The following is a 14505-nucleotide window of genomic DNA, read 5'->3' as shown; positions in this document are numbered from 1 at the left end:
CGACACACATCTATTAATTAGGGCAATTACCTAATTCATAATACCCAGCACTAGTTTGCGCTAAGATACTGGTATAAAAAGTGTTATAAAGACCTAGGTTATCACCTGAACCCACCGCATAGGCGTAAGAACCATTCGTGGTTGCGCGATTTGCTTGCACATGTGCATAGTTGCTTGAAGTAGTTTCGCTGCATTGGTAATCACCATTCGGTGTTGAGTCACACGCATCACCCACACCATCTGCATCACTATCCAGTTGATCACTATTGGCCACCAGCGGGCAGTTATCTAGGCTATCACTAACACCATCGCTGTCAGAGTCACTCGTTTCACCATCAGGAGTGCTGTCACACACATTACCAATCCCGTCATTATCGTTATCAGCTTGATCAGCATTCGCTACATTCGGGCAATTATCTGCGCCGTCGAGCACACCGTCGTTGTCTGCGTCATTAGTCGGTTCAGTGGTGGTTTTGCATGCTTGTAATGGCCCTGCACAACTTGAATCATCATCAGCAATCCACTGACATTGATTTGTACCCGCTGAATACTCGCGCATTGTAAAGGCAGCGGTTCCAAACGCTAAATAACAGGCAGAATAACCTTCGCCCCAACTAATATGGCCTTCGTTGATATGAAGATTGTAATCGCCTGTCACGCCAGCATCGATGACAAAACTAATGCTATCTGTTGATGTCAGCGCGGTATCATCTGTTGCGGTGATCACTGCGCTATTATTGCCGCCAGCTAGATTGCATTGCTCAGCAAAATACTCAAGCCCATTCACTGTAGCTGTCACATCACCATTGCTAAAACTGACCACTACAGTACTTAAGTTTTGATTATTATCAATCACCGTTCCCGTCACTGTAGCGCACTGCCCGTTTACACTAGCCGCAGTATCACTCAGTAGTGGTGCTGTAGCTGCAGGCTCTGGTCCAACGCGTACCGTAAGATTAGCTTCATCACCTTGTTTCGCTTCATTATCTGTGGCACTGACACGCACTTCATAAAGTCCATCGCTGAGTGCACTTGTCACCCCGCTAAAGGTATTATTCGCATCGACTTGCACGTTCAGTGATTCAATTAAGCTTGCCGCGCCACTGACTAGGCTATACACGTTAATATCAACATTGGTTACACTGCCTTCTGGGTCGACTGCACTGCCTGTAATGGTGAGCTGATTATTACTGTCTGTGGCAGTTAAATTAGTAATTTCAGGGCCTGCATTACGATCAACTCGTTTATTATTAGCCGCAAAGTACCCACCGAGATAGGTTGCAAAATTAATACTGTTTGCCGCCACATAATCGCCAGACGCACCTTGCCCGCCCGACCACGAATGATCCAAATTATTAAACCACAGCATAGCAACCCGATTCTCTTGCCAAAGTGACTGCTCAGCGTTACGCGTTGCATCATCACTTATTGTCGTTGTGCCTGAAAGTTGATTAACCCCATAAAGGGCAGCAAAGCCATCTGCGTTTTGCTGGTTGTAACAGGTATTCACTGTGGTATCGGCAGTACCATGACCAATTGCCGCTATTTGTGTGGCAAAATGATCTTTATAACTGCCAGCATAGCTTTCACAGCGGGATACAAAGGTGTTTTCAGACACTGTTTCACAGGTCGAAATTGCCCCACTTGAACTTGTGCCGATGGTTGGCCCAGCGCTTGGTGCAACCCCAGCAAATACATCAGGCGCTACACAAGCCGTTTGTGCAGCCATTGCGGCTCCAGATGATAAGCCTGCAATATACACTTGTTTAGGGTCAATATTACGCGTTGCATCAGCGCTCAATGTATTGGCTAAATTAACCAGATTTTTATAATCGCCAGAGCTGCGATTGATTGCTCCTTGCCAATATGACCAGCAGCTATAGCCTGCTTTATTCATAGCATCAGGAACGGCTATTACCATGCCATGGGCTTCGGCTGCATCTTCGAGATTCGCAGTTAAGTAGTTATTAATGGGTTGCACGCAGCCATGCAGTACAAGCATCAAAGAATGGCCATTGCCTATGCTTGATTGCGTATCAGGAGTGTAAATATGAACATTATTAAAACCGCCAATGCTGACATTTTGCTGCCAACTCCCTGCAAAACTTGGCTGTGAGAAAATAGCAGCACAGAGCACTGCGAGCGGAGTAAACGACGCTGATTTTCGTTTACATAATTGTGTTACTTTTTGCATATATCGCCTTTATAGTCGTTATCATTGTTGTCTGTCAGTTAATGACTAACTCAATGTAGTAGAACTATTTAAAAAGCGACCTATAACTATAGTGCTACACCACTAATAAATTTTAAGCCTAAATAACCACTCTTTATTAATGCACTTTAGTGTATTAAAACAAAAAAGCGCTGCAGGTTTCTGCAGCGCTTTTACTAAAACGAGTAACTTTTTGTAAATTAGTATATCGTTAGCTTGATATTGTTTATTCCTCTTTCTGCCACAGGTCGACCTTGTGGGCCAAGGTGGTGGGCTGCATGGAACTTAGACCCTATTGCACTAATTCTGTGTAAGAAGCTAATTTCTTCATCATATTTAAGTGCTAATGTATTATCAGGGCGCTCACCATCATCAGGCTGCATAACTCGCGCATAAAGATCTGGAGTTGCAGTAGAGAAAGTGATTTCACTTTGCTGAGAGCTTAATGTAAGCCACTGAATATCCGAGAAGTACCCTTTAAATTCTGGTAATTCCCAGCGCTCGCCAGCAACGCCTTCATTATAATCATTTTCCCAAACAGAGTAGTTTACGCCCTCTAAGCGGTTAGCCCATACACGGTAAGGGCCATCACCTAACCAACGTTTATGCTCAATTGCTTTTTTCGGATAATTAAAACCAACGCCATGAAGGATGTATTCACCGTCAAGCCAGTAATCAACATCCATTGATAAATGACCTTCAGGGTGAACAGTCCAAGTTAGCTTTGTAATGCCTGCTGGCGGGTTCATCACTTCAATCACTAAATCATTAGCAATAATTTCAGACTTTAATTCTGTCGGTTTTTTATCTTGTTGCGCTTCTTTCTCAGCATTTGGATCATGAGTTAGCCATGAACCAATACCATTATAAACCCCTTTATTTAGTGAGTTATCAGAACGAAGTAACCTAGGACCATTAGTCAACGCCGCAGTTTGACCTTGCTTACTGTATGACTTTAATAGACCTGTTGTTGCATCAAAAATAATTTTTCTATCAGCAGCCTTAACCGCTAACTCAGATTCGTTTTGACTAACAATTTGAGCTGGTTTAGTTGCTGATGCCTGATTTTCAAATTGCTCTTGAGTTAATTTTGCAAGTTTAGCCGCACTCTGGATAGGCCAAGCATCTGTCCAAATTGAATTCTGCTGCTGGTCAAAAAATTCAACCTCTAACCACCCATTTTGCTGCCAATTGTCAGGTAAGTTCAATTGTACTGTTCCTGTCGAGTCTGGCTTAATAGCAGGGAGTGTGGCTTTATTGCTCGCTACAAGTTGCTTTTTATCAGAAAACGCTGTCACTGGCTGATATAAACGCCATTCGAGCGACATAGTTGATAGATCAACAAAGTCATACAGGTTTTTAACTTGCAACTGACCGTCAAAAGAACCGGCAAGTAACTGGCCATTCTTTAAGTTTTCAACTTGGATTGGTGACCAAATTTCTTTAATTGTAAAAAAGCTCGCTTCTTTTTCACCATAAGGTCCAACAATACCATCTGGCGCATGGTTAAAGTCGGTATCAACACGGCCATTTTGATCTGTACGCTCAACACCCTCATCAGCAAACACCCATAGGAAACCACCGGCACCAACAGGAGTTGACATCATGAAGTCCCAAAAATCTCTCAAACCTGCACCATGGCCACCATCATACAAGCCATGTAAGAACTCGGTTGGGAAAAATACTTCATTACGGGCTTTTTTAGCTACTAGTTCCGAGTAAGTTGGGTAATGATCAGTATCGATATTACGGAACAACTCCCAAGGATGAAGAATTGGACGGTTTTGAATGTCATAAAGGTGATAATCATCATCAACATCGGTATTAAAACCGCCTTCATTACCGTTCGCCCAGAATAAAATACTTGGGTGTGCTTGGTCGCGTTTAACAAGCTGAGCAACTAGGCGTCTCGCTGATGGCGTATCAATAACTGGCTTTTGCCATGTGCCTAACTCATTAATAACATAAATACCAAGACGATCTGCCGCTTCTAAAAAGTGCACATCGGGTGGGTAATGCGACATTCTAACAGCATTCATGTTCATGCTTTTCATCGTCTTAATGTCATCGATGCTGGCTTGTTTAGTCATAGTACGTCCAGTTGCTGGACGGAAGCTGTGACGGTTAACCCCTTTAAGGATAATTTTTTCGCCATTTAAATATAAGCCGTCATGTGGGCGTAATTCAAAAGTTCTAAAGCCAAAGGTTTTATCGAAACTATGTAGAGTTTTAGAGCCTTCTTTTAAATCAATACGTACTTGATATAAATTAGGCGTCTCGGCACTCCAAAGCTCAGGAGAGTCAACATTAGTGGCTAAATGCACTTTGTTACCATCAAGTTTGGCATTAAACGTTTCACTTACTGGGTTGCCATCTAAATCTAAAATTTGTGCTTCAACAGCAGAAGCATTTGAATTATCAAGTCCTTCGAGATAAACATCCATTTTAAATTCACCAGACGCTTTTGCATCTAATGAAACCCAGTCAATATGAGATTGTGGCAAAGACTGTAAAAAGACTTGACGATAGATACCACCGAACACCCAATAGTCTGCTGCGCGTTCTGCTGCTTCAATACTTTTGTTAGCCGAAACTTTATCTACCACAACCTTTAGCTCATTAGCTTCACCACTTTTTAAAAATGGCGTTATGTCATAGCTGAATCGATAAAAACCACCTTGGTGAGTTGGCCCCACTTGTTGTTGGTTCACAAACACAGTGGCATCTGTCATCACACCATCAAAAACAATTTCAATTTTGCGACCAGACCAATCAGCAGGTAGGCTAAAATCACGACGATAAATACCTTGTTCGCTATGTTTATCTGGGATGTAGCCGTAATCATAGTTACCGAAGCCTTGTTGCTCCCAGTTAGAAGGAACATCTATTTTGCTCCATTGACCACAGTTTTGCCCTTCACTACAGTAAAAGTCCCATTTCACCGCATCATCACTGCCAGTCCCACTTAACATCATTATGTCTGTTTTAGCGTCATCATTGGGCTGAATGTCAACACTTTGCTGACTATTACAGGCTACAACCAAGAAGCTCAAGCAAGCGATAAACGCATTTCTTAATATACTGGTTTCAAACCATGCTGGTTTGCTTATTAACCTTAGCTTTTTTTCAAGCCGGCCAAAATAATCCTTCCTCATATGTGTTCCTCTAACTGTTGAAATTATAATGTTTTTAGAAAATTTTTAGTCTACACAAGCTAATATTACCATTAAGTATATACATATCATAATACAATTGCCACCGGTAGCATTTTGAGGTTTCATCCACCTTGTTCGCGTGTTTTACTCATCATATTTGACGCTAAAAAACGACCTACTGCATTAATTTTAATAAATAAATTAACAATTATGTCATTTGTTTTTTGTCTTGCACCAAAAAGAAATCAAACCTTGCACTACAACTGAACCCTCTCTTTATGAAGCATAAAAATAATACGAATTGCTATGTAACTACATTCTCATGCTCTTTTTTCGAAATTCCACCGAAAAAATAAACAACTGATAAAAAACAACTTATTTTAGAAAATAAGCAGAAACATGTAACAAAATATTAAAAAGAATATAATAATACTTAAACATCTAAATTTTCTGTGTTATAAAATTTAGGAGCGTGGTTAGGGGGATGAAGACAACACAACAAGCCTGGCATGCTTACTTGCGGTGCAACTATTTGGCTAAAAATGCCACCGGTGGCAAAATTGCAGGAAAAATACACTTAATAAAAAAACACACGATATCAGCACCTTGTCGAACATTAGAGGTTTTTCTAATGATGCTGATTTAACACTGAATCAAATAACTTCTGTTATTGATTCGCATTAAAATAATTTTGGAGGTTATTTTAAATGTTTAAGAAAACGACATTAGCCAGCACAATTTGTATGGCCCTTTTTGGGCAATGTGTTTATGCAGCAGATGACGCCGCAGAGCAAACACAAAACGCTCAAGCAAATGACAACAATGATTCCCTTGAAATAATTGAAGTTGTTGGGATCCGAAGCAGCTTAAATAAAGCCGTTAATATCAAGCGCCAATCAATTCAGGTTGTTGATGCGATTGTTGCCGAAGATATTGGTAAGTTTCCTGATAATAACCTTGTTGAAGCGCTACAACGTGTAACGGGTGTACAGGTAACAGACCGCGCATCGGGTGAAGTAAATACTGTTACAATCCGTGGCTTAACCGATGTAACAACAACAATTAATGGCCGCGAAATGTTCACCGCAGCAGGGCGTCAACTTGCTGTTGCAGACATACCTGCGGCACTTCTTGAAAGTGTAAAAGTCTACAAAACACGAAATGCCAGCCAATTAGCGAGCGGTATTGCGGGTCAGCTTAATGTTCGCACCCAACGTCCATTTAATTTTGAAGGCTCAAAGGTTGTGGTCAATGCCCGTGGCGTTTATCAAGACCAATCTGAAGAAACCGATCCTATCGTAAGTGTGCTTGCCAGCAATCGTTGGGAGTCATCTGTTGGTGATGTAGGCGCATTAATTAACCTTTCATTTGCTAGCACCAGCTACCGAGATGAAAATAGTGCGCCAGGTGGTTTCGTGCCATTTAGAGCTGATAACTTAAATCGTATTTACCCATGGCCAACTGGCCTTGAGCACGGTATGGACAGAACGCCAGGGGCAACCATGTATGACCCTGCAACTGACAGTGAGGTTGAGTACTATCTAAGTCGTGACGCACTAAATCAGTCAGATCTAACTGGTAAACGTGAACGCCCAGCAGTAAACCTGTCATTTCAATGGGCACCAAATGATACATCAGAGTATATTTTCGAAGCATTTTACAATGGCTACCGCAACGAAAGTAATAACCACCTACTATTCTCATACGCAGATTCTTCACGGGTAGAAACCGTGACACAACCAGTGTTGTTTGAAGGCACAAATGTCATCAAATCTCGTGCTTGGGGTGACTCAGGTGCATTTACCAGCGGCGACTTTTCTAAGAGCCAAACTGATAGCTACATGTTTGCATTAGGTGGTAAATGGGCGCTATCTGAAGATGCGACACTAAAATCTGAGTTGGTCTATCAAACAAGTAAATATGAACGTGAGTTTGTTGCTATGCAGGCAAATACTCGTTTTCCATTTGTCATGGCAGACTTCAATCATGAAGACGGCATCATGGCATGGACTGTTTACGATGAAGAGTTTGGTACTCCACTTGATTTAACCGATCCAAGCTTATGGACCACCAGTACCATGTTCGACAACGGCGGTGAAGATAATGGTGATGGCTTAACATTCACGCTTGACCTCGACTTCTATGTTGACTGGGGTATCTTTACAAAAGCTAAAGCAGGTGTTCGTTATGATAAACGTACAGCTGATAGCAGTAGTCGTGATTCTAATCGATTTAACCCTATTCCATTAGCATCTCTAGGCTCAGAAGCGCACTACGTAAATAGTGATTTCTTTGATGGGAAAAGTGATTTGCCGAGATCATGGGTTGCCTTTAATGCAAAAAATTTATGGCAAAACCGTGCAGAGTATCGTGATACGTTTAATTTCTACGATAGCGCCGATGGCGAGCGTCGAATGACGCTACAAAAGAACTTCGATATCGACCAAACTTCATGGGCTGCATATGTGCAAAGCCAATTTGAAACACAACTTTTTGGTAATCGATTAGACGGTGATATTGGTCTTCGCTATACCTACGCAGGCGCTGACATGGACTTTTACCACTGGGATGGAGAAGTTGGTGGCATAGTACAGAGTACTGGCCGAAATAGTAGCGCAAAGTTCTTACCTAATTTAACGCTACGCTATCATTTAAGCGATGATTTAATTACTCGTTTTGCTTATACACAAACCTTACGCCGCCCAGAGTTTGGCCAATTAAATAGTTTTATTAATTTACGTCCAGACACTACAAATGTTGGCTACGGCAACGCAAGCGGTGGTAATCAAAGCCTACGCCCAGTTGAATCTACGAACTATGACTTCTCACTAGAATACTACTTTAATGAAGGTAGCTCAGCGTATGCGACCTACTTCTACAGAGATATTGAAGGGTTTGTTTTTGATTCATTACGCCAAGCTCAATTTCCAAACCCAGAAACAGGTGAGATGGAAGATTATATACTTTCTCAACCTGGCAACACCTCCAATGGTGTTCTGAAAGGCGTTGAAGTTGGCTTAGTTTACTTCCCTGAATCTGTTCCACAGTGGTTAGATGGCATTGGCCTTCAAGCAAGTGGTACCTTCTTAGATTCGGATCAAGACATTCCAATTTTTAGCAACGAAGGTGAGTTAACAGGATACACAAACAGAAGCGTATTTGGTGTTTCAGATACCTCTTACAGCGGTGTATTAATTTATGAACGAGAAAATTTCAGCACTCGCCTCTCTTACGTTTGGCGTGACTTATTCTTAAATCGCTATGGCTCAGGTCGTTTCGCACATCCACGAGGTGTTTATCGTCGACCAGAACAAAGTTTAGACTTCCAAGTAAGTTACGATGTCACTGAAGACTTAGTTGTGACATTTGATGCGACAAACCTTACAGATGAGGTTTATCGTCAATACTACGAACTACCAACTGTTCTAAACGACTCAGCCTCTATTTATAGTCGTACATTCGGCTTAGGGTTCCGCTATAGCTTCTAACTACGTTTAGCAAAACCAAGGAAGGTTTATTTGATTTCCCCATCAAGTTAGAAAATAAAGCACTGTACCCTTAGGGTCAGTGCTTTTTTCATTTTAGATAGACTAGATTTATCTACGCGTAACAACATTGCTACCGGTGGCAATGTTTGCTAAAGTTGATTGCATAAATAACAGCCTTAGGCCATTAAAAAACAACTAACGTGCCTAAGTTACTCACTGCTAATTAAGTTTAGTCATTACATATTTAAATTTTGCCACCGCTGGCAACGCAAGATTTTGAGGAACCTTATGTCAATTAAATCACAGCCGCTTTCACTTCACCCTGATAGGCTATTCTCGAGTGACCCGGCAATTGTTAGTGTTGCCCGAGAACTTTATGAAGAAATAAAAGATCTTCCAATAGTCAGCCCACATGGCCATACAGACCCAAAGTGGTTTAATAAAAACCCTAACTTTGGTAACGCCACTGAACTCTTTATAAAACCAGATCACTATGTATTTAGAATGCTTTACAGTCAAGGTATTGATTTAACCGAGCTTGGTATTCCTGAGCATGGTATCGATGGCGATTTAACACGATCAAAAAATGCAGATCCAAAAAAAGCTTGGCAGATTTTTGCGGATAACTATTACCTATTTGCAGGTACCCCAAGTGGCTACTGGTTAGATGCCGTTTTTTGTGATGTATTTGGTTTTAAAGAAAAACTTAACTCTGAAAACGCACAACAATACTACGATAAAATCACCGCTGAACTTGCAACAGATGCTTATAAACCGCAAGCATTAATGGACCGCTTTAACATTGAGCTCATAGCAACTACTGAAGGTGCATTAGATTCACTTGAACACCATAAAGAAATGGCTGATACAGCTATGGCCAAACGAGTTATAACCACATTTAGGCCTGATGATGTTGTGGATGCGAGCCGAGAAGACTTTACTGACAATCTCGCTAAGCTTGGTGAGTTAACAGATCAAGATACCAGTACTTGGCAAGGTTATTTAGAAGCAGTTCGCATTCGTCGCGCTTACTTTAAAAAGGAAGGTCGAGCAACTGCAACCGACCATGGTCACCCAAGTGCGATTACTGCTGATTTATCACTATCTGAATGTGAAGCATTATTTAAAAAATGCCGCACAGGTAACGCAACAGAACAAGAGCAAGAACTATTTCGTGGCCAAATGCTAACGGAGCTGGCAGGTATGAGTATTGAAGATGAACTTGTGATGCAAATTCATCCTGGTGCACATCGTAATCATAACCAGCCAATTTTCAATCAATTTGGACGTGATAAAGGCGCAGATATTCCAAGCCAAACAGAGTATGTTAATGCGCTTAAGCCTCTTTTAAGTAAATATGGTAATCATCCAAAGTTAAAAATCATTTTGTTTACCCTAGATGAAACGACTTACAGTCGTGAGCTGGCACCGCTTGCTGGTCATTACCCTAGTTTAAAACTAGGTCCGGCATGGTGGTTTCATGATAGCCCTGCAGGTATGCTGCGTTTTCGTCAGCAAACAACTGAAACCGCAGGTTTCTATAATACCGTCGGTTTTAATGATGACACGCGAGCTTTTCTATCGATTCCAGCAAGGCATGATGTAGCACGTCGAGTTGATTGCCGCTACTTAGCAGAGCTTGTTACAAATCATCAAATAACGATTGAAACAGCCCACCAGCTTGCTTATCAACTGACTTATGGGTTGGTTAAAAAGGCGTATAACTTATAAACATCTAGCACGGCATTATTGACATAATGTCGTGCTTACTCAGGAACTCGAGATGTTGATTCGCGTGTCACCAAATGTGGCGTTACTGTTTTTGGCATAGGTAGTTTGTCTTGATTACCACGAGAGCGATTAATCAACTTTTGTACGGCTAAGCATGCCATATTAAATACAGGTCGGCGTATTGTTGTCAGCGATGGAATGATCCGAGATGCAAGAATATTGTCATCGAACCCCGCGACCGATAACTGTTCCGGCACTTTAATACCTTGGTTGTTAGCCACACGGAGCACAGCTGCAGCCATCTCATCATTATTAGCAACGATTGCTGTTGGCCTAGGTTGTTTGCTTAACAACTCCCTAGCGCACTCTAAACCACTGTCGTAACTATTTTTGCCTTCAACAATATATTCTGAGGGTAAATTTACATCATAAACCTGCAATTCAGCTAAAAAGCCAGCTAAACGCTCTATTGATGAACGATAATTTTGTGGGCCAGAAATAAAGCCAATGTCCTGATGGCCTAATTCGACTAAATGGTCTGCCATATCACGCATTGCTGCACGCTCGTCAGATACAACAATATTATCAGCGTCATCCAAATCAACTGATGCAAGCCTTACGTAAGGACAATCAACATCTCTTAAAGCTGCAGCGAGCTCTTTGTTTTCTGATACCGGAGGCAAGATAATGACGCCATCTAATTTTGAACGAGCGATAAAACGTAAGCAGTCATCAACAAAATCTTCGCGTTTTGCAGAACCTGGGTGTACTACTAACTCGTAGCCTAATTCAGCACAGACACTCAATGCACCTCGTTGCACTTCATCAATATAGAGTGCATCAGGGTTATCATAAATTAGCCCTAACAAATACGAACGGCTTGAGGCTAAACCCCTGGCTTGCTTATCTGGCGAGAAGCCTGTTTGCTTTATTATCTCAAGCACTTTTTCACGTGTTGCTTCACCTACCGCAGGTGAGCTATTTATTACACGAGAAACGGTACGTTTTGATACCCCCGATAAGCGGGCAATATCATTAATTGTCACTGACATAGAAGATCCCGAAATAACTAACTTAGCTATAGTAGCACCAAGCTTTTATCCATAAAAGCTGTTAACTCTAGCAAAGCAATTGTTTTTATTAATCAATCAACCCTAGTAAGCGAGGTAAAAACTCACTTATGGCAGGTAAATAGGTCACCAACATAAGCACCATAAACATCACACAATACAAAGGCAGCATTGGCTTAATGATTTTATGAAGCGAAGTTTTTGCTACTGCGCAGCTGACAAACAATACACTACCAACCGGCGGCGATACCAAACCGATTGATAAATTAAGCACTATCATTACCCCAAATTGCACCGGTGACATGCCAAACTGTGCTGCAACGGGCAAAAAGATCGGAGTAAATATAAGCACTGCAGGTGTCATATCGATAAAGGCACCCACTAATATCAAAATGAGATTGATTAATAACAAAATCAGTAATGGGTTATCACTTAAGGTTAAGAAAAATTGACTCACTATTTGCGGAATGTGTGAATAAGATAAAACCCACGACATCGCACTAGAAGCGGCAATAATAAGCATCACGATTGCCGTTGTTTCACAAGCTTTTAGCAGTAGTTTAGGTAACTCATCTAGCGATAATTCTTTATACACAAAAACAGCTAAAACCAGTGCATATAATACAGCGACAGCCCCTGCTTCTGTGGCTGTGAATACACCTCCTATGATACCGCCAATAACGATTATGATGAGTAGCAAACTAGGGATGGCTGCAATCACTTTTTCTAAAACCAAAGCAAGTGGTAAACGTGCTGCTACGGGGTAGTTGTTTTTTAAAGAATAGATGGCACAAACCAACATCAGTGTTAATCCCAGTAAAATACCTGGTAAATACCCAGCAACAAACAGTGCCGCGATCGACACTCCGCCACTTGCTATAGCATAAATAATTAAGATGTTACTTGGCGGTATTAGCATACCCGTGGTTGCTGCGCTGGCCGTAACTGCGGCGGCGAAATTTTCACTATAACCGTGCTTTTTCATTTCTGGCACCATAAAGCTGCCTATCGCCGATGTGGCCGCCACTGCAGAACCAGAAATTGCGCCAAACATCATACAAGACATCACATTGACCAGCGCTAATCCGCCCGGTAAAAAACCGACCATAGCCATAGCAGATTCAATTAAACGCCTAGCTATGCCCCCCTGCCCCATGATCAGACCCGATAAAATAAAAAACGGAATGGCCAGTAGTGCAAAGCTGTCTATTCCCCCTATCATTTGCTGCGCAATTGTCGTTGCCGCTGGGGTAAAATCCATGTGTAAAACCAGTGCTAACAACGTCGACAGAGCAATACTAATCGATATCGGCACATTGATTAGCAGCAGTGTGAAAAAACAAACAAGCAACAAGATGGCTGTCATTTCCATTATTCTTGCTCCTGTGTTTGTCTAAAAAAATAAATGATATTTTCAATGCAATTGAATGTGATGAGTACGCCACTAATTGGCAAAGCAGCGTAAATAAACCCCATATTGATCCCAAGAGCAGCTGAACGTTGATCTAATGCAAAGCTTAAGTTCATCAACATACCGCCTCCATAAACTAATAGGCTGAGCGCGGTAATCAGTACTGAAAACTCAATTAAAAATGAACACTTACGACGTATCGTTGGAATCATCTTTTGATAGAAAAGATCAAGCCCTAAGTGTGCTCGGGTACGATAGGCATACGAAGCACCTAAAACGCCTATCCACATAAGTAAAAAACGAGCAAGTTCTTCAGTGTAAGAGTTAGGGGACCGCAAAATAAAGCGTGAGAACACCTGCCAACTAACGACTGCAACAATGGCAAACATCGCAACAATTAATACCCATTCAATGAGCTGATTTATTTTCGCATTAAACTCTTTCATAACGCCTCCTGCATCGCTTTTATTGCCGCAATTTGTGCGGCGATAGGCGTGCCTTTAAATGAGGCATGAAAAGGGGCTACTTTCTCTTGAAACACTTGTTTATCTGGGTAAATAACCTCAACACCCGCATCAACAACGGCCTGTAATGCCTGATCAGATGCTGATTGCCACAAACTACGTTGATAGGTAACAGAATCTTGCATTGCCAACTTCAGCCAGTGTTGCTGCTGAGTCGTTAATTGCTGCCAAACCTTTTGACTAGCAACTACGATGTCAGGCACAAAAGTGTGTTCATCTAGGGTGTAGTACTTCGCAATTTCATAATGACGAGATAGGTAATAGCTAGGCGGGTTATTTTCTGCACCATCGACAACACCTTGTTGCAGGGCAGAATAAAGTTCACCCCACGCAATGGGAGTGGCAGCGCCACCTAAAGACTGCACAGTAGCAATAGCCATTGGGCTAGTTACAACTCTAATTTTGCTACCTATTAAGTCATCGGGCGTTCTAATAGCTGCATCTGTTGTGTAAAAGCTGCGACTACCCGCATCATAATAGCCAAGCCCTTTAAGGCGAGCTACAGCTAGGTCATCAAGCAATTTTTGCCCAAGCTGACTATTGAGTACTTTCCAAAAGTGCTCACTATCGTTAAATAAATAAGGCACTCCAAATACTTTCATTTGAGGCACAAAGCCTTCAAGTGGGCTTGACGATACTTTTGTCATCGACAAACTACCGATTTGTAATAGCTCTATTAACTCTCTTTCCGTGCCTAATTGTGCTGCGGGATAAATCACAATTTCCATTTGATTATCAGAGTAATAAGCTAAACGCTCTGCCATATACTCCATGGCTTGATGGGTAACATGACGGGTATCTAATGTATGCGCCATTGTTAGGCGAATAACCTTGTTGTCGTCACTGCAAGCACTGATAAAAAATAAACAGCAGCAGAGAAATAGCGTGCTCAGAAGAATTTTATGCATTGTTGT

General features: G+C 41.6%; 8 protein-coding genes. 2 read left to right on the top strand and 6 right to left on the bottom strand.

Annotated elements, in window-relative coordinates; translation table 11 throughout:
* Positions 1-13: 13 nt before the first annotated feature.
* Together AN394_RS09975 and AN394_RS09970 are read right to left on the bottom strand one after the other, a co-directional pair.
* On the bottom strand, positions 14-2194 hold the full coding sequence (locus AN394_RS09975) for a PHB depolymerase family esterase (protein WP_055021419.1): 2181 nt from the start codon (positions 2192-2194) through the stop codon (positions 14-16).
* A gap of 218 nt (positions 2195-2412) precedes the next feature.
* Positions 2413-5367 (bottom strand): glycoside hydrolase family 2, encoded by a 2955-nt coding sequence (locus tag AN394_RS09970; protein ID WP_055021418.1) that lies wholly within the window; start codon positions 5365-5367, stop codon positions 2413-2415.
* A 707-nt stretch (positions 5368-6074) separates the two neighbouring features.
* Here AN394_RS09970 and AN394_RS09965 point away from each other — a divergent pair.
* Entirely contained in the window at positions 6075-8855 is a 2781-nt protein-coding gene (locus tag AN394_RS09965) for a TonB-dependent receptor (protein WP_055021417.1), read from the top strand.
* 288 nt (positions 8856-9143) lie between these two features.
* Complete coding sequence (uxaC, locus tag AN394_RS09960) at positions 9144-10586, top strand: glucuronate isomerase (RefSeq protein WP_055021416.1); 1443 nt, start codon at positions 9144-9146, stop codon at positions 10584-10586.
* A 35-nt stretch (positions 10587-10621) separates the two neighbouring features.
* On the opposite strand, the gene AN394_RS09955 is transcribed toward uxaC, so the two are convergent.
* The 4 genes from AN394_RS09955 to AN394_RS09940 all read right to left on the bottom strand — a co-directional run bounded on the left by AN394_RS09955 (position 10622) and on the right by AN394_RS09940 (position 14499).
* On the bottom strand, positions 10622-11638 hold the full coding sequence (locus tag AN394_RS09955) for a LacI family DNA-binding transcriptional regulator (RefSeq protein ID WP_054562498.1): 1017 nt from the start codon (positions 11636-11638) through the stop codon (positions 10622-10624).
* Positions 11639-11726: 88 nt separating this feature from the next.
* Positions 11727-13028: a TRAP transporter large permease gene (locus AN394_RS09950; RefSeq protein WP_054562499.1), complete on the bottom strand. Its 1302-nt coding sequence runs from the start codon at positions 13026-13028 to the stop codon at positions 11727-11729.
* The gene (locus AN394_RS09945; RefSeq protein ID WP_054562500.1) at positions 13028-13513 is read right to left on the bottom strand and encodes a TRAP transporter small permease; all 486 of its coding nucleotides are present in this window, start codon (positions 13511-13513) and stop codon (positions 13028-13030) included. Before AN394_RS09945 ends, AN394_RS09950 begins: the two co-directional genes overlap by 1 nt.
* The gene (locus tag AN394_RS09940; RefSeq protein ID WP_055021415.1) at positions 13510-14499 is read right to left on the bottom strand and encodes a TRAP transporter substrate-binding protein; all 990 of its coding nucleotides are present in this window, start codon (positions 14497-14499) and stop codon (positions 13510-13512) included. Before AN394_RS09940 ends, AN394_RS09945 begins: the two co-directional genes overlap by 4 nt.
* Positions 14500-14505 lie beyond the last annotated feature (6 nt).

This window comes from Pseudoalteromonas sp. P1-26, from assembly GCF_001401795.1.
In the GTDB taxonomy this organism is placed as follows: Bacteria; Pseudomonadota; Gammaproteobacteria; order Enterobacterales; family Alteromonadaceae; genus Pseudoalteromonas.
The sequence above is the reverse complement of the archived record's forward strand: the minus strand, read 5'-3'. Positions and strand labels throughout refer to the sequence as shown.